Genomic DNA, 22,998 nt, shown 5'->3' on the forward strand with positions numbered 1-22,998 from the left:
TCCGTCAAAACGCAGCAGCTACTCGGCTTTCAGTTGGAGATCTTGAGAGGAGGACGCAATGCCTACCATAATGGTCTGTCACGATGTCAAAGACACGAAACACTGGCTCACTTCACCCATCCGCAAACAAGTATTGGAACCCGTCGGCGTCACCAACATTCGCACGTTTACAGATCCTCAAGCGTCCAACCACGTTGGTCTGGTCATGGATGTTACAGACATGGAAAAGTTGATGGCCTTCATGCAGACCCAGGCTGCGGCCGATGCCATGGCAAGTGACGGCGTCTTGCCCGAGACCATGATGTTCCTGGTTCAATCGTAACGCACATCGCCACGAGAGTTGGAAATGCAACGCGGGAGGATGATATGACAACGTTATTCGTGAGGCACGAAGTCTCCGACTATGTCGCCTGGCGCAAAGTGTATGATGCATTTCACCAGGTGCAGAAGGCCAATGGGGTGACGGCGCAAGCCGTTTATCGCGCCGTCGACAATCCGAACGACATTACCGTCACCCACGAGTTTGCCACGCTTGAAGCGGCTCAGGCCTTCAGCAAGCTGGACGAGTTGAAGTCGGCAATACGCACCGGCGGCGTGCTCGGCGCCCCGACGGTATGGTTTACCAACAAAACATAAAATCGGCCAAAACGACCTCCGCCGCTGCGCTGCGGCGAGTGGATCGCGATCGCTCCACGCTCCTATTGCCCGCTCCTGATATCGCGCAGGAGGTTCAGGCCGTGCTGGTATTTTTCCGTTTTCTGACCGGTTTGTTCGGCTTGCCGGAGATTGTCTTCGAGATCGGCCTGTTTGACCGGCAGGGCCAGCGGATTTGATGCAGCACGTCTGACGAAGTCGTCGTCCGACTCGTCCTGTCGCCGTGTCAAAGCATCCACCGCTGAGATAATCGCCGACGGAAAGCCTTCCTCCCTCAGCCTGTCGAGTGTCCACCCGCTTCCCTTCTCGACGACGTCATGAAGGTAGGCGACCGTTCGGCTCTCGTCGCCGGAAACGAGAAGCGCCACCCGCTGGCAATGCTCGAAGAACGGCCGGCCGGTTTTATCAGCCTGCCCTTCATGCGCTTCGAGAGCGATTTGGATGGCGTGGTCGAGATGCTGCATGGGATTACGGCCCCTCGGTCTTCCTGATCCTCCGCTGGGACGGTTTTTCGCCCGTCGTCATCTCCATATCAGGCACGCGGGTCCCGGCGAGCCGGCGGAACCTTGCCGGTCGCCGATCGAGATCGCCGCTCTCACCGGCGCGTTGAAGCAGCGCTGCATCATCCCTGTCGTCCTCATCGAGCATGTCCTGCAGCGTCTCATGCTCGTCCTCGCCGGCCAGTTCGTCGCAGGCTTGCAGCCAATGACGCTGGTCCGCGCCCTCCGGGCGGCCCTCGGCCTCCCAGATTTCGTAGGCACGGCGACGTATCTGCTCGTGCTTGTCTATAGCCATGATCTCCTCCAGGCACATTGGAATGAGCCGGTCAGGGCGTATTGATGGTTGGAAGAAAATCCTTCACCTGTTTGCGCTTATCCTTAGAAAGCGTCTCCACCCGTTCCTGCCAGAACCTCTCGGCCTCCGGCGGATCTTCCTCCCATTGCCGGACACTGGTGATGTTGTCGTCAATTTTGGACCGGCGGCGGCCGCCGAGGCTCAGATATTCCTTCGCAAGCTTCAGGCTTGGGGTTTCGGTGTCGCTTCCGCTCTCGGGCGGTATGTTGGATTGGGACATCGCCATGGATCACCTTCGCTGTTGTGATCCGATAACCCCTGCGGACGGCGAGAGTTCCGCGTGGGCCACCTGGGATTTGAGTGCGAGCGAGCCGGGGCCGTCCGGCGGACGATCAATGAACGGCCATGCTCACCATGCGATAGGGGTGGACGGCTTCGAATTGCGAGATCATCGCCGTTGCCTGCTGCAAGACGAGTTCGGCATTCTCGGGATCATCGCGGGCGAGTTCATCGGCGTTGATACGGATCGCTTCGGCCATGTCGTTGGAAATTGCCGCGAAATGCGTATTGCCCTCGACCAGCGCCTCACGCGCCGTACCCTCCAGCATACGCGCGATATCGATGAAGATTTCCTCGCGCTCCTCGACGCTGAGGTCTCTGATGAGACTGGTGATTTCTTCCATTTCCGTCACTCACTCCAAGAGATGTGGGACGGCGACCGAGTTCATCGAGCTTCGATCACCAACGCGCTACTATTGCGAACGCAGGAGTCGATCTTCTGTTCCCTGGAGGGGCTGACTGGTGTTGAGGCGGCGCGCGGACTCTCCGGAACGGCGAGCGGCCGCGCAATCCCGTGCCTGCGGTCAGAGCTGCAAAGTGACCCCAGCAAGCCGTCATAAGTAGGGATGGCATCAGCGAAGGTGCGGCCCGGAGGTTTTCCCTCGAAAAACGGTCATCTGTTCCTGTTGTACTTCATTGTCTTCGTTCAGAACGGCGCGCCAAAGCCTGTTGCCGAGCCGAAGCGACACCCGCTTGGTACCCTCGTGTTCACCAGTGCCGATTTCCACGGTGCTGACGACGGAGCCATGCCGCATGTGACGGCGCAGATCGGCCAGCGACAGCCCGAACCGTTCCGCGAGTTCGGATGAGTCGAGGATAAAATCACCATTCGGGTCGCGCTCGATCAACACCGGCTCACTCTCCCTTCTGCTTGGAAATCTACATCAATCGCTCAGGCCACGGCCGAGATCGAGGCGCTGTCGTTCGGCAGCAGCCGCGCCACCGCGCTCAGGAGATCGGTCTGCGAGATCAGGCCGAGGATCCGATAATCATCATCGACGATGATGACGGCATGCGTGCACCCGTCCGTCAGAACGGGCAGCAGCGACAGCGCCGGATCCGAAGGCCTTGCCACCGCCGGTTTTGAAATTGCACCTGCGATCGTATCGCTGCTGGTCGACAATTCCAGCAAGCCGACGCTGCCGATCAGGCGGCCCTCCGGGTCCTTCACCGGCAGCGTACGGATATTGTGCTTCAGGAGAAGGTGCCGTGCGGCATCCGGTTCTGCAGCTTCGCCGATGGCGATCACGTCCCGCGACATGATATCGGCACAGTTGATCTTGCCGTTCGACCGGATCGCCGCTTGCAACTCGACCTGCTGCAGCAGGCGGCCGAGATCGGCGCGATCGATATCGAAGGTTTCGTCGAGCGCCGCAAGGGCGGCATCGACATCCTCTTCGCGAAAACCCACCCGCACGGCGGACGGCAGGTCGATCGTGCGATGGGTGTTTTCCGCAGGTTTCGGCACCACATGCGGATAGTTTCGCCGGGAAAGCTTGTGGAACAGCAGACCAAGACCGACGAGGATGCAGGAGTTCAGGGCGACGGGCACGAAGGGAAAGAGAAATCCCCAGCCGGCAACGACAGGGCCGCCGAGGACGGCGGTAAGGGCTGCGGCTCCTCCCGGCGGATGCAGGCACCGCGTGAAGGACATCGCGCCGATGGCAAGCGATACCCCGACGCCGGTCGCAATGATCGGGTCGCGGATGAAATAGGCGGCGATGATTCCCATCAGCGCGGAGATAGTGTTGCCGCCGATGATCGACCAAGGCTGCGCAAGCGGGCTGGCCGGCACCGCGAAAAGAAGCACCGCAGAGGCGCCCATCGGCGCAACGATCAAGGGAAGATGCGGCCCCTGCCCGAACAGATAGCCGCTGATGACGCCGGTGAGGCCAATGGCCACCAAAGCGCCGAGACATGCGATCAACCGCTCCCGCAAGGTCGCGCCGGCCAAGATCGGTGAAAACAGGCGGAAGCGGCTCGGTCTCACCTTCGGGGAAACGGGATACTGCATGACAAGACCAATTTGGAGCGAGGATTATCCGGCGGATGGGGGAAAGCGGTCAGGCTAGTTTGTCGCCAGCCTGATATCTCTGCCTTTCCCAGCGCCGAGAACTTCGTGAAATGCATGGAACGCGCTGGGACGGTCATTTTTGCGGTAGACGAGCAGCGTCTCGATGGGCCCCAGCTGATGAGTCTGGACAGGGGTCGGCAATGGCATGAGGTCGAGCACTGATCTCGGCATGACGCCGGCGGCGTTGCCGGTCGCAACGCTTGCCAGAATCGCATGGTAGGAGCCGAGTTCGCTGGTCGGCAGGGCGCTCGATTTGCGTGCCCAGTTTTCGGCGATCCTGCGATAGGTGCAGCCGGGTTCCAAAGCGGCAATCGCGCCGACGCGGAGGTCGGCAGCGGATTTGATCGCCGGATGCCCGGGCGGCAGCACGATCAACAGCTCTTCGACAAAGACGGGCTCAATCTCCAGCCCTCTGAGTTCGGCATCGAAACCCTCGTCTTCCCCGCGCATCGCCTTCGGCAGTCGGGCAATCAGCGCGCAATCCAGCGCATCGGCCACGACGGCACGGGCGAGATCGCGGGATGCGCCCATCGTCAAATGAAGCGACACATCCGGCCACATCCGATTGAATTGCGTCAGCGCCGCCGGCAGCCGGCTCGCCGCCGTGCTTTCCATGGTGCCGACGCGCAATGTTCCCGACGGGGCGACAGGCCGTACGGCCTGGCGCGCTTCGAGCGCAAGCGCCATCAGACGGTTGGCATAGGCAAGAAACGTCTCGCCCTCCCGCGTCAGCGTCATCTTCTTGCCGTCACGGCTGAAGAGGGAAACGCCGAGGTCCTCCTCCAACTGCTGGATGCGCGTCGTCACATTCGACGGCACCCGCCCGACGGCCTTGGCCGCCTTGGTGACGCTGCGATCGCTGGCAACGGCGAGGAAGATTTCGATCGACGAAAGGTCCAATGAAAGGATCTCGTTTCCGGAATTAAACAGAAAGATAATTCTCTATATAAAAATCATCTGCATAGCTCAAGCCGGTTTCATCGCGAAGCGGTTGCCGAAAAAAGGATCGCGACGCCGAGGAAATAGCCAGGCAGGCCGCGACATTGTCTCTGCCGCATGACGATTCGAGCGTTTGAGGCTGGCACGGGGTTTGCATCCGCAATTCCATCTGCAGATCGATCGGCGCCGACCTCATGTTGCATCTTGTCCTGACCTGTCTTCTTCTCAGCATCGCCTCCGGCTTGAGCATGCGGCGCTTTCTTCTGCCCTATTTCCCGGGCGGCGATCTCGCCGAAAAGTCTGCACCCGTGACGATCGTCGCAAGCGCCGTCTTTCTGGCGACACTGGCCTTCACCGTCTCCGATCAGGACCTTTGGGCCAAATCCGTCATCCTGATGATCGGCCTGGCGCTGGCCGCCATGTTCGACGACGGGCGGCCCAAACTGACGATCGCGCTTTCCGCGCTCAGCCTGGCGACCTATCTGGGCTTGCGTTCGATCAACTGAGCCACGCGCTTTCCGGGCGACGGCGCCACGGATGACGAAGAGCGATGGGCATCCGGAAACGTCTCGATCCAGGCTAGTCCAGATCGTTCGATACAATTCACCGGCGATGCCTGCGCAAAAACAACGATCCACCAAATCCCGGCCGCTTTCGGCAAATAAAGCCTGAGCCTCGCTCTACAGTGAGTGCCGCGGCGCAACGCTGACCGCCTGCATCGACGGGCACCGGCCGCAGAGCTCATCTCCCGAACGCATCAGCAAGAGCCTGCCCATCAGCCTGTGAGGACCTGCCATGAAGACCTACAAGATCGCCCTTCTGCCAGGAGACGGCATCGGCCGCGACGTGACTGCGGCAGCCAAGGCAGTGCTCGAAAAGGTGGCGGCACGAAACGGATTTTCGTTCGCTGTATCAAGCTATCCCTGGTCCTGCGACTACTATCTGGAGCACGGCAGCATGATGCCCGCCAACGGCATCGAAACGCTGCGTTCCTTCGACGCCATTCTGCTCGGTGCCGTCGGATGGCCGCGTAAAGTGCCCGATTCCGTGTCGCTGCACGGACTTCTGCTGCCGATCCGCAAGGCTTTCGTGCAATATGCCAATATCCGTCCGCACCGGCTGCTGCCGGGTGTGCAGGGACCGTTGCGGTCGGAGAATTTCGACATCCTCTGTATTCGCGAAAATACCGAAGGCGAATATTCCGGCGCCGGCGGCCGCGTCCACCAGGGGACCGACAGCGAGGTGGCTGTGGAGACCTCGGTCTTCACCCGCAAGGGGGTCGAGCGCATCCTGCGGTTCGGCTTCGAGCAAGCGCGTGCGCGACGCGGCAAGCTGGCCTCGGTGACAAAGTCCAACGCGCAGAAATACTCGATGGTTTTCTGGGACGAGATCACCCAGAGGCTATCGGCGGAATATTCCGATGTCGAGGTGACAAGCTACCATATCGACGCCATGGCCGCCCGTATGGTCATGGCGCCTGACAGTCTCGACGTCGTCGTCGCGTCCAATCTGTTCGGCGACATCCTGACCGATCTCGGCGCCGCCATCCAGGGCGGGCTCGGCTTTGCGGCTTCCGCCAACATCAATCCCAATCGCTCGGCGCCGTCGATGTTCGAGCCCGTCCACGGCTCGGCGCCTGACATCGCCCATCTCGGCATCGCCAACCCGATCGCCGCCATCTGGTCGGGCGCCATGATGCTGGAGCACCTGGGAGAAACGGCTGCAGCCGGAAAGGTGATGGCGGCAATCGAGGCGACGACGGCACGCGGCATCGGCTCAATTCCGGGCAAGGACAAGACGGACGCAATCACGTCGTCGGTGCTTTCGGCGCTCGACTAGAATATTGCCGCATCAGTGAGCAGCGGATTCTGCGATCAAACGCCTGGAAGCCAAGCGACAGCTTCAATCATCGTCGTGATGGTGATGCGATGGAAGCTCGAGGCCGAACGTATCGACGAGATCGGCCACCTGCGCCGGAGTGAGAAAACGCGGATTAAGGTTGCGCAACAGCAGATAGAGCTTCGCGGTTTCCTCCAGTTCCTCGGTGGCAAAGACGGCCGCTTCCAGGCTGTCGCCGGCAACGACCGGTCCGTGATTGGCCAGAAGCACGGACGAATATTTGCCCGCCAGCCCGCGAATGGCGTCGGCCACCGCAGGGTCGCCGGGACGATAATAGGGCACCAGCGCGGTTTCGCCGGCGCGCATGAGATAATATGGCGTCATCGGCGGCAGGACGGCACGCGGATCGATCTCCGGCAGCATGGTCAGCGCCACCGCGTGGGTGGAGTGAAGATGGACGATGGCGCGGGCGCTGCCGCGCGTATCGTAAAGGGCCGTGTGCAGCGGAATTTCCTTGGTCGGCTTGTCGCCGGACAGGAGCCGGCCTTCACTATCGAGCCTGGAGATCCGTGCCGGATCGAGAAAACCGAGCGAGGCGTTGGTCGGCGTCACCAGCCAGCCGCCATCCTCCAGCCGCAACGATATGTTGCCCGACGAACCGGGCGTCAGCCCGCGCTCGAACAACGAGCGGCCGTATCGGCAGATTTCTTCACGCTGGCGCGCGTCGGACATCACACTTCCTCCAATATCAAGCAGTTGCCCCTTCGATCAGTTCAAAACCGAGATCGACGGTCTGAGGCGGCGCGTTGGCGACGACCAGTTGTGCGGCTATCTTTCCCGTCGCCACGCGCGGCGTCCGGATGGTCGACAACGGCTGCGGCATCGCCCGGCCGATATCGAGGCCGTTATAGCCGAAAATAGCGAGCTTCGAGGGAACGGCGATCCCTTCTGCCAGACAGTGAAAATAGCCGCCGAGCGCCATATCGTCGTTGGAGAAATAAACCGCATCGAGATCGCTTATCCGGGCAAGCAGCCGCTGCAGCCCCAACCTGCCGTTTTCGACGGACGAAGCGCCGGCGACAATTTCACGGCCGACGAGGGGGGCGTCACGGGCCGCAAGCGTCGCGCAAAAGCTTGAAAACCGCTTGCCGGCGCGGGTATCGCGGTTGAGATCGTGACCGACATAGCCGATCCGGCGATAGCCCCGTTCGAGCAGGAAGGTAGCGCTCTCCCGCCCGGCCGCGCGGTTCGAGAAGCCGACGGCGATATCGAGCGCATCTCCGTCCAGGTCAAGCAGTTCCACGACCCGGCAGCCGCTGGCGCGCAACATCTTCACGGTTCCCTCGGTATGTTCGTATCCCGCCAGCATGACCGCCGCCGGCCGCCAGGCGAGCATCGCAGCGGCGAGCGCTTCCTCCTGGCCCGGATCATAATCGGTGACGGAGAACACCGCCTGGTACCGGTTTTCCTCCAGAACGGCGCTAGCGCCGCGCAGCACATCGGGGAAGACGATATTGGAGAGCGAGGGAATGACGAAGGCGACCAGGCGCGAACCGGTGGAGGCCAGCGTCCCGGCAATCCGGTTCGGCACATAGCCCAGCCGCTCGACGGCAGCCATCACCCGTTCCCGCGTCCTGCCGGAAAACGAACCGTGATTGCGCAGCACGCGCGACACCGTGCTTTCGCCGACGCCGGCCGCTTCCGCGACCTCGGCCAGCGTGACCGTCGCCTGATGTTTGAATTCCATCGTTACATCGAACCCAGCTTATCCCTCACCATTTTTCATTGCTCGCGCCAAGAAGCAAGATTTTTTTGGCAGCGCTACCAATTTGCTGTTGGCAGCGCTGCCAAAATGAATTATTGGGGATTGGCAGCGCTGCCAAAATATGGCGCTGCGTGCCGCGAGAGGATCGACAAGGGACCGCGGCAACAACAGGAGGAGAAAATCATGACACTGCAGACGCAGGCGCCAATCGCTGGCGCATATACCGCCGAGGAGGCGGAGGACCGTGCCTATGGCAAGGTATTCTGGCGCATCGTACCCTTTTTGATGCTGTGCTACGTGGTCGCCTATCTCGACCGCGTCAATGTCGGCTTCGCCAAGCTGCAGATGTCGAGCGAACTCGGCCTCTCCGAGGCCGCCTACGGCATCGGCGCCGGCATTTTCTTCATCGGCTATTTTCTGTTTGAAGTGCCGAGCAACGTCATCATGAACAAGGTGGGCGCGCGGGTGTGGATCGCCCGCATCATGGTCACCTGGGGCATCATATCCGCCGCCTTCATGTTCACCTCGTCGGAAACCGTCTTCTATATCCTGCGTTTCCTGCTGGGCGTTGCCGAAGCCGGATTTTTCCCCGGCATCATTCTCTATCTCACAGCGTGGTATCCGGCCCATCGCCGCGCCAGGATCATCACCACCTTCATGTCGGCAATCCCGATATCGGCCATTTTCGGCAATCCGCTTTCAGGCTTCCTGATGGACAGTTTCCATGGCACGCACGGGCTCTCCGGCTGGCAGTGGATGTTCCTGATCGAAGCCATTCCCGCCCTTCTTTTCGGCGTCGCGACCTTCTTCTATCTTGATGATACGATCCAGGGCGCCAAATGGCTGAACGATGAGGAAAAGCGTGTGCTGACGGCCAATATCGAGGCGGAAAACCGGGCGAAGACCGCAAGTCCGCACAGCATCGGCGCAACACTGGCCGACCGCCGCGTCTGGCTGATGTGCCTGATCTATTTCTGCTTCGTGCTCGGGCAATATGGCCTGAATTTCTGGATGCCGACCATCGTCAAGGCCTCGGGCGTCAGCGGAAACCTGAATATCGGCCTGATTTCAGCGATCCCCTATATCTGCACATTCGTCGCCATGCTGGCGCTCGGACGTTCCGCCGACAGGCTGCGCGAACGCCGCTGGCACCTCATCGTGCCGGCTCTCATCGCCGCAGGCGGTTTTGTCGCGGCGACCATGGCGACGAGCACGACGGTCTCGATCATCTGCCTGTCACTGGCGGCGGCGGGTGCGATCAGCTGCGCGCCGCTCTTCTGGTCGCTTCCGACGGCCTTTCTGGCCGGCACAGGCGCTGCGGCCGGCATCGCCTGGATCAATTCGGTCGGCAACCTCGCCGGGTTTCTCGGGCCGTTTCTGGTCGGTTATCTCAAGGACTTCACCGGCACCAACAGCGCCGGCATGTATCTGCTGGCGGCTGCGCTGGTTATTGGTTCTGTGGCCGTGTTGACGGTTCCGGCGAAAAGCGTCAATCGCTGAATTATAGCCCCTCCGGGAGGATTCCCGGAGGGACACAGATCTTTCCTCATGAGACTGGAGAATCTCCTGATGTCACCGCTTGCTGAAAACCCGGGCTCCGTCGTCGCGGCCGTCATTGGTCTTGGTTCCATGGGGCTCGGAATGGCCCGGTCGATGAAGCGCGCCGGTCTCGACGTCGTCGGATATGACATCACGCCGGCGGCGGTGGACCGCTTTATCGCCGAGGGCGGGCGTGGCGCACCAACCCCCGCCGATGCGGCAAAGGGCGCCGACATAGTCGTCTCCGTGGTCGTCAACGGCGCGCAGACCGAGGCCGTGCTGTTCGGGCCCGAAGGCGTCGCGCATGCGATGAAGCCCGGCGCGGTCTTCATCTCGTCGGCCACCATGGATCCCGCCGTCGCGCGCGATCTGGCGCAACGGGTGGAGGCTCTCGGCCTGCATTATCTCGACGCGCCGATTTCGGGCGGTGCGGCCAAGGCGGCACAGGGCGCGCTGACGATCATGGCGTCCGGCTCCAGGCAGGCCTTCGACACGGCGCGCCCGGGACTCGATGCCATGGCCGCCAAGGTCTACGAGCTTGGCGACGCAGCCGGCAAAGGTGCGGCCTTCAAGATGATCAACCAGCTTCTCGCCGGCGTGCACATCGCCGCCGCCTGCGAGGCGATCAGCTTTGCCGCCAAACAGGGCCTCGATCTCGACAAAGTCTATGAGGTGATCACGGCTTCGGCCGGCAATTCGTGGATGTTCGAAAACCGCGTGCCGCATGTGCTGGCCGGCGATTATACGCCGCTCAGCAGCATCGAGATTTTCGTCAAGGATCTCGGCATCGTCCAGGATATGGCCCGCTCCGAGCGCTACCCGGTGCCGCTCGCGGCAGCCGCCTTGCAGATGTACCTGGCCGCCGCGGGCGCCGGCATGGGCCGTGACGACGATTCCTCGCTCGCCCGGCTCTATGCCCAGCTTTCCGGCGCAGAATTGCCGGGCTCCGCCAAAGAGCCGCAGAGCCTGTAGAGGGAGCGCTAGACATGCCGGTTTTCGCCGCCAACCTGACGATGATGTTCAACGAATGGGCATTCCTCGACCGTTTCGACGCCGCAGCCGATGCCGGCTTTGCCGCCGTCGAATACCTCTTTCCCTATGAAGCCACGCCGGAGGCAATCGCCGAGCGGCTTGCCCGCAACAATCTGCAGCAGGCCCTGTTCAACCTGCCGCCGGGCGACTGGGCAGCCGGCGAGCGTGGCATCGCCGCCCTTCCCGGACGCTTCGATGCTGTTAAAGCCGATGTCGAGCGGGCGCTGGATTATGCGGCGGCGACGGGTGTCGGGCGGCTGCATTTGATGGCAGGCATCGCCGACCCTCATGACCAGGACGCCTCCGCCTGTTATCAGCGCTCCGTCACCTACGCGGCCGAGCGGCTTGCGGAAAAGGGCATCGATCTCCTGCTCGAACCGATCAACGGCCGAAACATGCCGGGCTACTTCCTCAACGACTTCGGCGCCGCCGAGCGGCTGATTGCCAAAAGCGGCCTGGCGAACCTGAAACTCCAGTTCGACATCTATCACCGTCAGATCATCCACGGCGACGTCGTCATGACGCTGCGGCGCCTGCTGCCGATCACCGGCCATATCCAGATCGCCAGCGTGCCGTCGCGCAACGAGCCGGACGGGGAGGAACTGAACTATCCCTATCTGTTCGGCGAAATCGACCGCCTGGGATATGCCGGCTTCATCGGCTGCGAATATATCCCCCGCGCCCATACGCTGGACGGGCTTGGCTGGTTCAAACCTTTTGCACGGAGCTAGACGATGGCTATTTTGCTCGGATCAATCGCCGACGACTATACCGGCGCCTCCGATCTCGCCAACACGCTGACGAAAAACGGCCTTCGTACGGTGCAGACGGTCGGCATCCCCGATCCGTCGCTGGCACTGCCGGATGTCGACGCGGTGGTGGTTTCCCTGAAGATCCGCTCCGTCCCGGCCCCGGAGGCCGTGACTGCGGCGAGCAGCGCCGAGCGATGGCTGCGCCAGCGGGGTGCTGGCCATGTGCTTTATAAAATCTGCTCGACCTTCGATTCCACCGATGCCGGCAATATCGGTCCGGTCACCGAGGCATTGAGCGAGGCGGCCGGCGGCGGCATCGTACTGGTGACACCCGCCTTTCCGGAAACCGGACGCACTGTCTATCTCGGCCATCTCTTCGTCGGCGGCCAGCCGTTGAACGAAAGCCCGCTCAAGGACCACCCCCTCAATCCGATGCATGACGCCAATCTCGTGCGAGTGCTCACCCGGCAATCGCATGGCGCTGTCGGACTGATCGATCTCACAGCCATCGCGGCCGGACCTGATGCCGTCAGGGCAAGGCTCGATGCCTTGCGCACGGCAGGCGTCACGCTTGCCATCGCCGATGCGATTTTCGAACGCGATCTTGAAACACTCGGCGAGATCGCATTGGAAACACCGATGTCGACAGGTGCCTCCGGCCTCGGCCTCGGCCTTGCCCGCGCGATCGTCCGCTCCGGCCGGATATCGGCCGGCGGCGCAACAACGGCGGACGCCATGCGCCCCGTCGGCGGGCTTTCCGCGATCGTTGCCGGCAGTTGTTCCAAGGCGACGCTGCGCCAGCTCGACGTCGCCGAACGGTCGATGCCCGTGCTGCGCCTCGATCCGGAGCGGCTGCTTGCCGGCCCGGACGAGATCGCCGCGGCGATTTCCTGGGCCGGAGACCGCATTGCCACCGGCCCCGTCGTGGTTGCCGCGAGCGCCGCACCGGAAACCGTGTCCCGGCTGCAATCGCTCTATGGACGCGAGGCCTCCGGCCACGCGATCGAGACCGCGACGTCGATCATCGCAGCCGAACTGGTGGAGAGAGGTGTAAAGCGCCTTGTGGTCGCAGGCGGCGAAACCTCGGGCGCCGCCGTCGACAGGCTCGCCATTCCGGCATTTCTGATCGGGCCGGAGATTGCGCCCGGCGTGCCGGTGCTGCGCACGGTCGGCAATGCCCAGGGCGACATGCTGCTGGCGTTGAAGTCAGGAAACTTCGGAGGCGAAGATTTCTTTGCGGCAGCGCTGGCGATGATGCACTGACGCGAAGGACTCGACCATTCCGGAATAACCAGGGATAAGCTGAGCACGATCAATTCATCTCGATCAACCATTGCGCTCATCGGTGACTGGCGCGGGGCTTGAACCCGCGCCCTACCGTCCATGCTGCTTCGGCGCCCCCGGCAGTAAAAGCCTCTGCGCCCCAATCGGCCCCGAAACCCCGAAGCTCTGCGAAAACGGCGTCAGGGCGTGCGCGGCGTTTTCGATTGGGCGGCCTCAAAACAACCTCGTTATCCCCGGCGCTCATGGGCGCGCAGCCGCCCGCCGTATCGAAACGCTAGCCTCGTCCGGCGCAAGCGCTCGACGCCGGACGAGGTGCCGGCAGACCCGGATGCGTGTGCGCGACGCAGGCCTGAGAATATCGCGAAACCGTCAGATTCGGTATTTTGTGCCGCCATATGCCGCCTTTCAGGAGAATACGGCGCAGTGCAGGTGACACACTACCATCAGTGAAGGGCGCGGATCCCGGCGGATGCGGGGCCTTCCATGCAAGAGCGGGACAAAGATCTCGCCTACGGGAACAGAATATTCTTCTTCGAGAACCGTGCTCCCGCCAGAGCCGAACACTGGGGAATTCACGTGAGCAAGAGCCTTCCGGAATTCAAATATATGACCTTCGACGTCGTCGGCACGCTCATCGACTTCGAGGGCGGCCTCAAGGCCTGCCTCGCCGAGATCGCCGCCGAGGCAGGGCGCACGGTCGACGGCGAGCAGGCGCTCAGCCTCTACCGCGCCGCCCGCTACTCCAGGGATGCCGACCTCTTTCCCGACGACCTCGTGCGCGTCTATCTCGCGATCGCGCCGAAGCTCGGCCTGCCCGCCGAGCAAAAATACGGCGAACGGCTGCGGGACTCGGCAAAGAGCTGGAGGGGCTTTGCAGACAGCGCCGCCGCACTCGCCAGTCTTGCGAAGAATTACCGCCTCGTTGCGATGACCAACGCCCGCCGCTGGGCATTCGATTTCTTCGACAAGGAACTCGGTAATCCCTTTCATGCCGCCTTCACCGCCGACGATACCGGCACCGAAAAACCCGATCCGGCGTTCTTCGAAAAGGTGTTCGATTACATCGGCTCGGAAGGGCATTCAAAGGACGATATCCTGCATGTCGCCCAAAGCCAGTACCACGATATCGGGATTTCCAGGAAACTCGGGCTGACCAATTGCTGGGTCGAGCGGCGCCATGCCCAGAAGGGCTACGGCGGCACGATCGAGCCGGCCGAATTCACCAAACCCGATTACCACTTCACCTCCATGGCAGGCTTGGCCGATGCCGTGGCTGCCGCGCGCGCCTGACTTTAAAACCGGATCGGGCCCGCCCCGGAACGGGCAGCCCGCCACAGAAGAAAAGGGGAATGAGATGAACGACAAGATCACCAATTGGACCGCATCCGACGACGCCATGATCGAAACCGCCATCCGCCGCGGCGCGACCCGTCGCGAGCTGCTGCATATGATGCTTGCGGGCGGTGTCGCCATGTCGGCCGGCGGGCTCGTGCTCGGCCGCGCCGGCAAGGCGCTTGCCGCGACACCCGTTTCCGGTGGCGCCCTCAAGGCGGCCGGCTGGTCGTCCTCCACAGCCGATACGCTCGACCCCGCCAAGGCGTCGCTCTCCACCGACTATGTCCGGTGCTGCTCCTTCTATAACCGCCTCACCTTCCTCGACAAATCAGGCACACCGCAGATGGAGCTTGCCGAAGCGATCGAATCCAAGGATGCGAAGACCTGGACGGTCAAGCTGAAGAAGGGCGTCACCTTCCACGACGGCAAGCCGCTGACCGCCGACGACGTGGTCTTCTCGCTGAAGCGCCATCTCGACCCGTCCGTCGGCTCGAAGGTCGCCAAGATCGCCGCTCAGATGACCGGTTTCAAGGCCGTCGACAAGCAGACCGTCGAGATCACCCTTGCCGATCCGAATGCCGACCTGCCGACCATCCTGTCGATGCATCACTTCATGATCGTCTCCGACGGCACGACCGATTTCACCAAGGCCAACGGCACCGGCGCTTTCGTCAAGGAAGTGTTCGAGCCGGGCGTTCGCTCGGTCGGGATCAAGAACAAGAACTACTGGAAATCCGGCCCGAACGTCGATTCCTTCGAATATTTCGCAATCAGCGACGACAATGCCCGCGTCAATGCGCTGCTGTCGGGCGACATCCATCTGGCAGCCTCGATCAATCCGCGCTCCATGCGCCTCGTCGAGGCCCAGGGTGACGGCTTCTTCCTGTCGAAGACCACATCGGGCAACTACACCAACCTCAACATGCGGCTGGACATGGATCCCGGCAGCAAGCACGACTTCGTCGAGGGCATGAAGTACCTCGTCAACCGCGAGCAGATCGTCAAGTCGGTCCTGCGCGGCCTCGGTGAAGTCGGCAACGACCAGCCGGTTTCCCCTGTCAATTTCTACCGCAATGCGGATTTGAAGCCGCGGGCCTTCGATCCCGACAAGGCGAAGTTCCATTTCGACAAGGCCGGCGTCCTCGGCCAATCCATTCCGGTGATCGCCTCCGAGGCGGCGAACTCCTCGATCGACATGGCGATGATCATCCAGGCTTCCGGCGCCGAAATCGGACTGAAGCTCGATGTCCAGCGCGTTCCCTCCGACGGCTACTGGGACAATTACTGGCTCAAGGCGCCGATCCACTTCGGCAATATCAACCCCCGTCCGACGCCGGATATCCTGTTCTCGCTGCTCTACTCCTCCCAGGCTCCCTGGAACGAGAGCCAGTACAAGTCGGAGAAATTCGACAAGATGCTGATCGAAGCGCGAGGCTCGCTCGACCAGGAAAAGCGCCGGGCGATCTACGACGAGATGCAGGTGATGATCGCCAACGAAGCCGGCACCATTATCCCGGCCTATCTCTCGAACGTCGATGCCACCACCGCCAAGCTCAAGGGCCTGGAGCCCAGCCCGCTCGGCGGCCAGATGGGCTACGCCTTCGCGGAATACGTCTGGCTCGAAGCCTGATAGATTGAAGGGGACCGGGGACTGCAGCAGCAGACCCCGGTTCTTGCGGAACTGAACTCGAACCAAAAGGGAGACGCCCGTGAACCACCAGGTCTTGTCCCTGGTGTTGAGCAGATTGCTCATCGCCCTGATCACCCTGGTGATCGTCTCCTTCGCCGTCTTCTTCGCGACAACGCTATTGCCCGGAGATACGGCGACCATCCTGCTCGGTCAGGCCGCTACGCCGGAGGCCGTCGAAGGCCTGCGCAAGGCCATGCATCTCGACGAGCCGGCCCTCTTCCGTTTCCTGCGCTGGGTCGTCGGGCTGCTGCAGGGCGACCTCGGCACCTCCTATGCCAACGACATGCCGATCGCCGATCTCATTGCCGGCCGCTTCGTCAATACGCTGAAACTTGCCGGCGTCACCGCGCTCTTCTCCGTGCCGGTCGCGCTGACGCTCGGGATTACGTCAGCGATGCTGCGCGGTACGCTTTACGACCGGATCGTCACGGTGATCACCATCGGCGTGATCTCTGTGCCGGAGTTCATGGTCGCCACCTCCGCCGCACTCCTCTTCGCTGTCTATCTGAAATGGCTGCCGGCACTCTCTTTGGCCAATGAGGTCCATAGTCTGAGCGACATCCTGCGCGTCTACGCCATGCCGGTGATCACGCTGACCTTCGTCGTCTCTGCCCAGATGATCCGCATGACGCGCGCGGCCGTGATCGAGACGCTCAACACGCCCTATGTCGAGATGGCGCTGCTCAAGGGCGCGTCGCGGCCGCGCATCGTCTTTCGCCATGCACTGCCCAATGCGCTGGGCCCGATCGTCAATGCCGTCGCCCTTTCCCTGTCCTATCTGCTGGGAGGCGTCATCATCGTCGAGACCATTTTCAACTATCCCGGCATCGCCAAGCTGATGCTGGATGGCGTCGCCACCCGCGACCTGCCGCTGATCCAGAGCTGCGCGATGATCTTCTGCCTGGGCTATCTGCTCTTGATCACCATCGCCGACATCATCGCCATCCTTTCCAATCCGAGGCTCCGATGACCATGATCCGTTCCGTCACCGCTTCCGGCCGGCCGTCCGGAACCCGGTTTGGCTATCGTTTCAACATCGTCGGAGCGATCGGCCTTGCCGTCATTCTCGCCTGGGCGCTCATCGCGATTTTCGCGCCCTTGCTCATCCCCTACCCCGTCGGCGACATCGTCGATCTCGACTATTTCGGCCCGATGAGCAAGCAGCTCTGGCTCGGCTCGGATTATCTCGGCCGCGACATGCTCTCGCGGATCCTGATGGGCGCGCGCTATACCGTCGGCATCTCGCTGGCGGCGGTGGCGATCGCCTGCTTCAGCGGCGTGGTGCTCGGCATGATCGCAGCCGTCGCCGGCGGCTGGCTGGACACGATCCTCAGCCGCTTTCTCGACGCCATGAATTCCATCCCGAGCAAGCTGTTCGGCCTAGTGGTCGTCGCCGCCGTCGGCTCTTCGGTGCCGGTTCTGATCCTGACGCTGTCGGTGATCTACATCCCCGGCGCCTACCGCTTCGCCCGGGCGCTCGCCGTCAATATCAATGCGATGGATTTCATCACGGTCGCGCGCATCCGTGGCGAAAGCACCCTCTATCTCATTCGCTCGGAAATCCTGCCCAATATTGTCGGGCCGGTGCTTGCCGATCTCGGCATCCGCTTTGTCTTCATCGTTCTGCTGCTCTCCGGGCTTTCCTTCCTCGGCCTCGGCGTTCAGCCGCCCTATGCGGATTGGGGGGCGCTCGTGCGCGAGAACATCGGCGGCCTGCCGTTCGGCGCGCCGGCGGTGATGTTTCCGTCGCTTGCCATCGCCAGCCTCACGATTAGCGTCAATCTGCTGATAGACAACCTGCCGCAGAAAGTCCGCGACAGGAGCGTCTCATGAGCAATTTCATCGAAATCCGTGACCTGAAAGTCGAGGCCACCACCGATTCCGGCCGGCGCGTCGAGATCATCAAGGGCGTCAGCCTCGACGTTGCCGAGGGCGAGATCGTCGCGCTGATCGGCGAGAGCGGCTCGGGCAAAACAACCATTGCGCTCACCCTCATGGGCCATACCCGGGCGGGCTGCCGCATCTCCGGCGGCAGCGTTTCGGTCGGCGGCAAGGATATGGTCACGCTCAGCGCGAAACAGCGGGCGAAGGTGCGTGGCAGCGAAGTCGCCTATGTCCCACAATCGGCCGCCGCCGCCTTCAACCCGGCCACATCGATCATGGATCAGGTGATCGAAGTCACCCGTATTCATCAGCTGATGTCGCCGGAGGAGGCGCGCGCCCGGGCCGTCGAGCTCTTCCGGGCGCTGTCCCTGCCGGAGCCGGAGACGATCGGCAGCCGTTATCCGCACCAGGTTTCCGGCGGCCAGCTGCAGCGTCTGGCCGCCGCCATGGCGCTGATCGGCGACCCCAGCCTCGTCATCTTCGACGAGCCGACGACCGCACTCGACGTGACGACCCAGATCGAAGTGCTGCGCGCTTTCAAGTCGGTCATGAAGAAGGGCGGCATATCGGGCGTCTATGTCTCGCACGACATTGCCGTCGTCGCGCAGATCGCCGACCGCATCGTGGTCTTGAAAGGCGGGGAGACCCAGGAAACCGGCACGACCAAAGAGATCCTCAACAACGCCAAGCACCCCTATACCAGGGAGCTGCTCGCAGCCTTCGAGCCGAAATCGCGCGGCATAGAAGGCGCAGTCGCGCGCGAGACGGCGCCGCTTCTGAAGATCGAAGATCTCGTTGCGGGCTATGGACAGCCCCAGGCCGACGGCCTCCCCCTCGTGCGCGCGGTCGAGCATGTGAGCCTGAAGGTGGAGAAAGGGCGCAATCTCGGCATCATCGGAGAGTCCGGGTGCGGCAAGTCGACGCTCGCCCGCACCATCGCCGGCATCCTGCCGGCCGCGGTCGGTAAGATCGTCTTCGATGGCACGGAACTCAACCGCAGCGCCCGCGAGCGCTCGCGCGACCAGTTGCGCGAGATGCAGATCGTCTTTCAATATGCCGATACTGCTCTCAACCCGGCAAAATCGGTCGAGGACATCCTCGCCAGGCCGCTGGTTTTTTACCACCGCATGGATCGGCAGGCCCAAAACACCCGGATCGATCAACTGCTCGACATGGTGCGCCTGCCCCGCAACCTGCGCCATCGCCGGCCAGGAGAGCTCTCCGGCGGACAGAAGCAGCGCGTCAATTTCGCCCGGGCGCTTGCCGCCGATCCGAAGCTGATCCTCTGCGACGAGATCACCTCGGCGCTCGACACGGTGGTTGCCGCCGCGGTGATCGACCTGCTCAAGGAATTGCAACGCGAACTCGGTCTCTCCTACATCTTCATCAGCCACGACCTCTCGGTGGTGGAGGCGATCTGCGATGAGATCGTCGTGATGTATGGCGGCCGGAAGGTCGAGGAAATCACGCCCTCGACGGTGAAGGCGCCGACGCATCCCTATTCGCAACTGCTCTTCTCCTCGGTGCCGACGCTCGATCCGGCCTGGCTCGACGGGCTCCAGCAGGATCCTGAGCTAGTCCGGGCCTATTGCCGGCAATGAGGGGTGGCGCGGTGATCACTCGTTCGTGACCCGGCCATTCCTCTGCGATACGTGAAGGATCTTTCCGTCGATCCGAACGAGTCTCATTGCACACAATCTCCGTTTGCGATCGCTTATGACGCTGCGACACAGGCGGAAGCACAAATGGCTGTCGCCCTCCAAGCAACACGGAATCTTCTGCTGCCGCCGGCTGATCTGCGGTAAAGGCGTGGCGCCAGATCCGCTAGACTACATCCTGGAAACGGAGACCCTGCCATGCCCGCACCGCTCGATCGCGTCGACACCACGCCGGAGCTGCCGACTGCCGCCGATGCGGTGGTGATCGGCGGCGGCATCGTCGGTGTTTTCGCGGCCTATTATCTCACCCGGCGCGGATTGAAGGTCGCACTCCTCGAGAAAGGTTTGATCGGCGCCGAACAATCGAGCCGCAACTGGGGCTGGTGCCGCCAGCAGAACCGCGACGCCCGTGAACTGCCGATGTCGACGAAGAGCCTCGATCTGTGGGAGCGTTTCGCCGCAGAGACCGGGGAGGATACGGGCTTCCGTCGCTGCGGCCTTTTCTATCTCAGCAATAGCGACGAGGAACTGTCCGGCTGGGCTCGCTGGCGCGATTTCGCCCGATCGGTCGGCGTCACAACGCATATGCTGAGCGGTGCAGAGGCAACCGAACGCGGGCGCGCCACCGGCGCCTCGTGGAAAGGCGGGGTGTTTTCGCCGACCGACGGTACCGCCGATCCGGCACGGGCCGCACCCGCCGTCGCGCGCGCGATCCTGAAGCTCGGCGGCACGGTGCATCAGTCCTGTGCGGCCCGCGGCGTCGACATCGAAGGCGGCAGGCTCTCGGGCGTCGTCAGCGAGCACGGCACGATCCGGACAAAAATCGCGATCCTGGCCGGCGGCGCCTGGGCCTCCTCCTTCTGCCGCCAGCTCGGCATTCGATTTCCGCAGGCCTCGATCCGCTCGTCGATCCTTGCCGTTTCACCGGGCGCCAACGGCCTGCCGGACGCGCTGCACACATCTGCAGTCTCCGCTACCCGCCGCAGCGATGGTGGCTACACGCTGGCGATCAGCGGCCGCGGCCGGGTCGATCCCACCCCGCAGCAGTTCCGCTTCGCCCCGCAGTTCCTGCCGATGTTCGCCCGGCGCTGGCGCAGTCTCGCACCCGGCGGGTTGGAGGGGTTTCGTTCCGGTCACGAGTCGCTGGCGCGCTGGCGGCTCGACAGCCCGACGCCGATGGAGCGCATGCGCATCCTCGACCCCGCGGTCGACGAGGCTACCATTGCGCTGACGCATGCGCGGGCGCTCGAGCTTCTGCCGGCCCTGAAAAAAACCGGCATCAGTGCGGCCTGGGCGGGCTATATCGACAGCACGCCGGACGGTGTGCCGGGGATCGGTGAGATCGCCACCCTTCCGGGTTTCATCCTGGCTGCCGGCTTCAGCGGCCACGGCTTCGGCATCGGGCCGGGCGCCGGCCATCTGATTGCCGATATCGTCACAGGCGATGAGCCGATCGTCGATCCCAAACCCTATCATCCCGACCGCTTCAGGACGTCCGCCTGGGGCAAAGTGGCCGATTTTTAAATGCGGCCGCCCGGCCGAAGCAAATCGCCATCGGCCGCACACGGATCCCGGCTCCGCCCGCTGACGCTGGTCTCGCGAAGAGAGGGAACGGCCTCCCCGGCATGATTTCCACCGGGGAGGCTCGATCAGCTTCACGCGAACAGAAAGTCGAACGAGTCCAGGCTTGATACGGCCACGTTCTTCAACGTTATGGTGTTGTCGCTATCGGCTGTAACGATCGTATCGCTGCCAGACTGACTGGATGCAGCAAGGAGCGACGCCCAATCCGCGAAAATGCTGTGATCGATCCTGATCGTGTCGTGCGCCGAGCCGGTTGCCATGAAGTCTATGATCGTATCATGGCCCCAGTTCGGCGAATAAACGAAGAAGTCAGCTGCATCCCCGCCAATGAGGATATCGTTACCTGCGCCACCGGTCAGCGTATTGGTCCCCTGCCCGCCGATGATGAGGTTATCAAGCGAATTTCCTGTTCCGCTGAAGTCAGACGTTCCGGCATAGGTGAGGTTCTCGACATTGGCGCCAAGCGTATAGCTCGCCAGTGTCGTTCGAACCGTGTCGCTGCCCGCAGCGGCATTCTCGACGACGCTGTCGCCGGCATCGTCCACGAGGTAGGTATCGCTGCCCGCCCCGCCGATCAAGCTATCGGCGCCGGCGCCACCGTCCAGTATGTCGTTGCCGGCGCCGCCGGTGATCACGTTGGCAAGCGCATTGCCGGTAGCCGTGAAGTTGGCGGAGCCCGTGTAGGTCAGGTTCTCGACATTGTCGCCGAGCGTATAGCTAGCAAGCGCCGTGCGGACTTCGTCGGTGCCGGCGCCGACCGCCTCGGTGACGACGTCGCTCGCACTGTCGACCACATAGGTGTCGTTGCCGGCACCGCCGATCAGCGTGTCATTGCCGGCGCCGCCGTCAAGCGTGTCGTTGCCGGCGCCGCCGGTGATCACGTTGGCCAGTGCATTGCCGGTGCCGGTGAAGCCGGCCGATCCCGTGTAGGTCAGGTTCTCGACATTGTTGCCGAGCGTATAGCTTGAAAGCGTCGTATTGATCAGATCGCTGCCTGCATTCAGCCCTTCGGTGATCACGTCGGAAAGATCATCGACAATATAGGTGTCGTTGCCCGCTCCGCCGATCAGTATGTCTGCTCCTGCCTTTCCGTCCAAGGTATCGGCACCTGCCCCCCCGGTGATCACGTTGTCGAGATTGTTGCCCGTGCCCGCAAACGCCCCGGTTCCGGCAAAGGTCAGGTTCTCAACATTGGCACCAAGCGTGTAGCTCGCCAGGTTCGTGCGAACCGTGTCGGTTCCCGCATCGGCGGCTTCGGTGACGCTGTCGCCGGCATCATCGACGATGTAGGTGTCGTTGCCCGTTCCGCCGATCAGTGTGTCGGCGCCTGCCCCGCCATTCAGCGTGTCATTGCCGGCGCCGCCGATGATCGTGTTGGCAAGCGCATTGCCGGTGCCGGTGAAGCTGGCGGACCCAGTGTAGGTCAGGTTCTCGACATTGTTGCCGAGCGTATAGCTCACAAGCGCCGTCTGGACTGTGTCCGTCCCCTCGTTCGCATTCTCGATCACCAAGTCGGTCGCAATATCGACGACATAGATGTCGTCACCCGTCCCGCCCCACATCGTGTCGGCACCAGCCCCGCCGATCAATGTGTCGTCGCCGCCAGCCCCCGCGAGCTTGTCGGCGGCAACACCGCCCTTGAGGACATTGTCGAGCCCATTGCCGATGCCGGTAAACGCGGCCGTACCGGCATAGGTCAGGTTCTCGACATTGGCCCCCAGCGTATAGGCGGCCAGGGCCGTCTGCACCGTGTCGATACCCTCGTCGGCATTCTCGATGACGATGTCACCGGTGGAGATGACATAGGTATCGTCGCCCGCGCCGCCCGTCAGCGT

23 protein-coding genes and 1 pseudogene are annotated in these 22,998 nt (G+C 62.6%); 14 read left to right on the plus strand and 10 right to left on the minus strand.

What is annotated here, in order from left to right:
* Window positions 1-58 precede the first annotated feature (58 nt).
* Together CO666_RS18480 and CO666_RS18485 are read left to right on the plus strand one after the other, a co-directional pair.
* The gene (locus CO666_RS18480) at window positions 59-322 is read left to right on the plus strand and encodes a hypothetical protein (protein ID WP_097613652.1); all 264 of its coding nucleotides are present in this window, start codon (window positions 59-61) and stop codon (window positions 320-322) included.
* A 44-nt stretch (window positions 323-366) separates the two neighbouring features.
* Window positions 367-636, plus strand: coding sequence for a cyclase (locus CO666_RS18485; RefSeq protein ID WP_097613653.1), 270 nt, complete (start codon window positions 367-369; stop codon window positions 634-636).
* Window positions 637-698: 62 nt separating this feature from the next.
* Here CO666_RS18485 and CO666_RS18490 read toward each other — a convergent pair whose 3' ends face one another.
* The 7 genes and pseudogenes from CO666_RS18490 to CO666_RS18520 form a co-directional block, all read right to left on the minus strand.
* Window positions 699-1,118: an HD domain-containing protein gene (locus CO666_RS18490; RefSeq protein ID WP_097613654.1), complete on the minus strand. Its 420-nt coding sequence runs from the start codon at window positions 1,116-1,118 to the stop codon at window positions 699-701.
* Window positions 1,119-1,122: 4 nt separating this feature from the next.
* Window positions 1,123-1,449, minus strand: a complete 327-nt coding sequence (locus CO666_RS18495; protein ID WP_097613655.1) for a DUF2934 domain-containing protein — start codon at window positions 1,447-1,449, stop codon at window positions 1,123-1,125.
* Window positions 1,450-1,480: 31 nt separating this feature from the next.
* Window positions 1,481-1,696: pseudogene (locus tag CO666_RS18500) on the minus strand (hypothetical protein); the annotation flags it as partial.
* A 145-nt stretch (window positions 1,697-1,841) separates the two neighbouring features.
* A complete protein-coding gene (locus CO666_RS18505; RefSeq protein ID WP_097613657.1) occupies window positions 1,842-2,132 on the minus strand; it encodes a hypothetical protein in 291 nt (96 codons plus the stop codon).
* Between the two features lie 228 nt (window positions 2,133-2,360).
* Entirely contained in the window at window positions 2,361-2,639 is a 279-nt protein-coding gene (locus CO666_RS18510) for a DUF6522 family protein (protein ID WP_097613658.1), read from the minus strand.
* A gap of 41 nt (window positions 2,640-2,680) precedes the next feature.
* On the minus strand, window positions 2,681-3,802 hold the full coding sequence (locus CO666_RS18515) for an HPP family protein (protein WP_097613659.1): 1,122 nt from the start codon (window positions 3,800-3,802) through the stop codon (window positions 2,681-2,683).
* A 54-nt stretch (window positions 3,803-3,856) separates the two neighbouring features.
* A complete protein-coding gene (locus tag CO666_RS18520; protein WP_097613660.1) occupies window positions 3,857-4,762 on the minus strand; it encodes a LysR substrate-binding domain-containing protein in 906 nt (301 codons plus the stop codon).
* Window positions 4,763-4,995: 233 nt separating this feature from the next.
* On the opposite strand from CO666_RS18520, the gene CO666_RS18530 reads away from it, so the two are divergent.
* Window positions 4,996-5,307: a hypothetical protein gene (locus CO666_RS18530; protein ID WP_097613662.1), complete on the plus strand. Its 312-nt coding sequence runs from the start codon at window positions 4,996-4,998 to the stop codon at window positions 5,305-5,307.
* Window positions 5,308-5,596: 289 nt separating this feature from the next.
* Window positions 5,597-6,640, plus strand: a complete 1,044-nt coding sequence (locus tag CO666_RS18535) for a tartrate dehydrogenase (protein WP_097613663.1) — start codon at window positions 5,597-5,599, stop codon at window positions 6,638-6,640.
* A gap of 63 nt (window positions 6,641-6,703) precedes the next feature.
* On the opposite strand, the gene otnC is transcribed toward CO666_RS18535, so the two are convergent.
* The gene (gene otnC / locus CO666_RS18540) at window positions 6,704-7,372 is read right to left on the minus strand and encodes a 3-oxo-tetronate 4-phosphate decarboxylase (protein ID WP_097613664.1); all 669 of its coding nucleotides are present in this window, start codon (window positions 7,370-7,372) and stop codon (window positions 6,704-6,706) included.
* 16 nt (window positions 7,373-7,388) lie between these two features.
* Window positions 7,389-8,387, minus strand: a complete 999-nt coding sequence (locus CO666_RS18545; RefSeq protein WP_097613665.1) for a LacI family DNA-binding transcriptional regulator — start codon at window positions 8,385-8,387, stop codon at window positions 7,389-7,391.
* A 201-nt stretch (window positions 8,388-8,588) separates the two neighbouring features.
* On the opposite strand from CO666_RS18545, the gene CO666_RS18550 reads away from it, so the two are divergent.
* The 10 genes from CO666_RS18550 (at window position 8,589) to CO666_RS18595 (ending at window position 21,103) form a co-directional block, all read left to right on the plus strand.
* Window positions 8,589-9,905: an MFS transporter gene (locus tag CO666_RS18550; RefSeq protein WP_097613666.1), complete on the plus strand. Its 1,317-nt coding sequence runs from the start codon at window positions 8,589-8,591 to the stop codon at window positions 9,903-9,905.
* A gap of 69 nt (window positions 9,906-9,974) precedes the next feature.
* A complete protein-coding gene (gene ltnD / locus CO666_RS18555; protein ID WP_097613667.1) occupies window positions 9,975-10,916 on the plus strand; it encodes an L-threonate dehydrogenase in 942 nt (313 codons plus the stop codon).
* A 14-nt stretch (window positions 10,917-10,930) separates the two neighbouring features.
* Window positions 10,931-11,707: a 2-oxo-tetronate isomerase gene (gene otnI / locus CO666_RS18560; RefSeq protein ID WP_097613668.1), complete on the plus strand. Its 777-nt coding sequence runs from the start codon at window positions 10,931-10,933 to the stop codon at window positions 11,705-11,707.
* Window positions 11,708-11,710: 3 nt separating this feature from the next.
* Entirely contained in the window at window positions 11,711-12,991 is a 1,281-nt protein-coding gene (otnK, locus tag CO666_RS18565; RefSeq protein ID WP_097613669.1) for a 3-oxo-tetronate kinase, read from the plus strand.
* Window positions 12,992-13,588: 597 nt separating this feature from the next.
* Window positions 13,589-14,302 carry an HAD-IA family hydrolase gene (locus tag CO666_RS18570; protein WP_097613690.1) on the plus strand — a complete coding sequence of 238 codons (714 nt, stop codon included), beginning with the start codon at window positions 13,589-13,591 and terminating at the stop codon, window positions 14,300-14,302.
* A gap of 64 nt (window positions 14,303-14,366) precedes the next feature.
* On the plus strand, window positions 14,367-15,977 hold the full coding sequence (locus CO666_RS18575) for an ABC transporter substrate-binding protein (RefSeq protein WP_097613670.1): 1,611 nt from the start codon (window positions 14,367-14,369) through the stop codon (window positions 15,975-15,977).
* A 79-nt stretch (window positions 15,978-16,056) separates the two neighbouring features.
* On the plus strand, window positions 16,057-17,007 hold the full coding sequence (locus tag CO666_RS18580; RefSeq protein ID WP_097613671.1) for an ABC transporter permease: 951 nt from the start codon (window positions 16,057-16,059) through the stop codon (window positions 17,005-17,007).
* Window positions 17,004-17,870 carry an ABC transporter permease gene (locus CO666_RS18585; protein ID WP_097613672.1) on the plus strand — a complete coding sequence of 289 codons (867 nt, stop codon included), beginning with the start codon at window positions 17,004-17,006 and terminating at the stop codon, window positions 17,868-17,870. The genes CO666_RS18580 and CO666_RS18585 overlap by 4 nt, the downstream gene beginning before the upstream one ends.
* Window positions 17,867-19,522 (plus strand): ABC transporter ATP-binding protein, encoded by a 1,656-nt coding sequence (locus tag CO666_RS18590; RefSeq protein WP_097613673.1) that lies wholly within the window; start codon window positions 17,867-17,869, stop codon window positions 19,520-19,522. Before CO666_RS18585 ends, CO666_RS18590 begins: the two co-directional genes overlap by 4 nt.
* A gap of 255 nt (window positions 19,523-19,777) precedes the next feature.
* The gene (locus CO666_RS18595; protein WP_097613674.1) at window positions 19,778-21,103 is read left to right on the plus strand and encodes an NAD(P)/FAD-dependent oxidoreductase; all 1,326 of its coding nucleotides are present in this window, start codon (window positions 19,778-19,780) and stop codon (window positions 21,101-21,103) included.
* 131 nt (window positions 21,104-21,234) lie between these two features.
* Here CO666_RS18595 and CO666_RS18600 read toward each other — a convergent pair.
* The coding region (locus CO666_RS18600; RefSeq protein WP_143540324.1) for a beta strand repeat-containing protein at window positions 21,235-22,998 on the minus strand (1,764 nt) is incomplete at its 5' end.

The sequence above is a fragment of the Rhizobium chutanense genome (assembly GCF_002531935.1).
Classification (GTDB): Bacteria; Pseudomonadota; Alphaproteobacteria; order Rhizobiales; family Rhizobiaceae; genus Rhizobium; species Rhizobium chutanense.

Excerpts from the sequence above, each read along its gene's own strand:
- CO666_RS18480 (WP_097613652.1), top strand. The coding sequence starts at position 59 with ATGCCTACCATAATGGTCTGTCACGATGTCAAAGACACGAAACACTGG.
- CO666_RS18485 (WP_097613653.1), top strand. The coding sequence starts at position 367 with ATGACAACGTTATTCGTGAGGCACGAAGTCTCCGACTATGTCGCCTGG.
- CO666_RS18490 (WP_097613654.1), bottom strand. The coding sequence starts at position 1,118 with ATGCAGCATCTCGACCACGCCATCCAAATCGCTCTCGAAGCGCATGAA.
- CO666_RS18495 (WP_097613655.1), bottom strand. The coding sequence starts at position 1,449 with ATGGCTATAGACAAGCACGAGCAGATACGTCGCCGTGCCTACGAAATC.
- CO666_RS18505 (WP_097613657.1), bottom strand. The coding sequence starts at position 2,132 with ATGGAAGAAATCACCAGTCTCATCAGAGACCTCAGCGTCGAGGAGCGC.
- CO666_RS18515 (WP_097613659.1), bottom strand. The coding sequence starts at position 3,802 with ATGCAGTATCCCGTTTCCCCGAAGGTGAGACCGAGCCGCTTCCGCCTG.
- CO666_RS18530 (WP_097613662.1), top strand. The coding sequence starts at position 4,996 with ATGTTGCATCTTGTCCTGACCTGTCTTCTTCTCAGCATCGCCTCCGGC.
- CO666_RS18535 (WP_097613663.1), top strand. The coding sequence starts at position 5,597 with ATGAAGACCTACAAGATCGCCCTTCTGCCAGGAGACGGCATCGGCCGC.
- otnC (WP_097613664.1), bottom strand. The coding sequence starts at position 7,372 with ATGTCCGACGCGCGCCAGCGTGAAGAAATCTGCCGATACGGCCGCTCG.
- CO666_RS18545 (WP_097613665.1), bottom strand. The coding sequence starts at position 8,387 with ATGGAATTCAAACATCAGGCGACGGTCACGCTGGCCGAGGTCGCGGAA.
- CO666_RS18550 (WP_097613666.1), top strand. The coding sequence starts at position 8,589 with ATGACACTGCAGACGCAGGCGCCAATCGCTGGCGCATATACCGCCGAG.
- ltnD (WP_097613667.1), top strand. The coding sequence starts at position 9,975 with ATGTCACCGCTTGCTGAAAACCCGGGCTCCGTCGTCGCGGCCGTCATT.
- otnI (WP_097613668.1), top strand. The coding sequence starts at position 10,931 with ATGCCGGTTTTCGCCGCCAACCTGACGATGATGTTCAACGAATGGGCA.
- otnK (WP_097613669.1), top strand. The coding sequence starts at position 11,711 with ATGGCTATTTTGCTCGGATCAATCGCCGACGACTATACCGGCGCCTCC.
- CO666_RS18575 (WP_097613670.1), top strand. The coding sequence starts at position 14,367 with ATGAACGACAAGATCACCAATTGGACCGCATCCGACGACGCCATGATC.
- CO666_RS18585 (WP_097613672.1), top strand. The coding sequence starts at position 17,004 with ATGACCATGATCCGTTCCGTCACCGCTTCCGGCCGGCCGTCCGGAACC.
- CO666_RS18590 (WP_097613673.1), top strand. The coding sequence starts at position 17,867 with ATGAGCAATTTCATCGAAATCCGTGACCTGAAAGTCGAGGCCACCACC.
- CO666_RS18595 (WP_097613674.1), top strand. The coding sequence starts at position 19,778 with ATGCCCGCACCGCTCGATCGCGTCGACACCACGCCGGAGCTGCCGACT.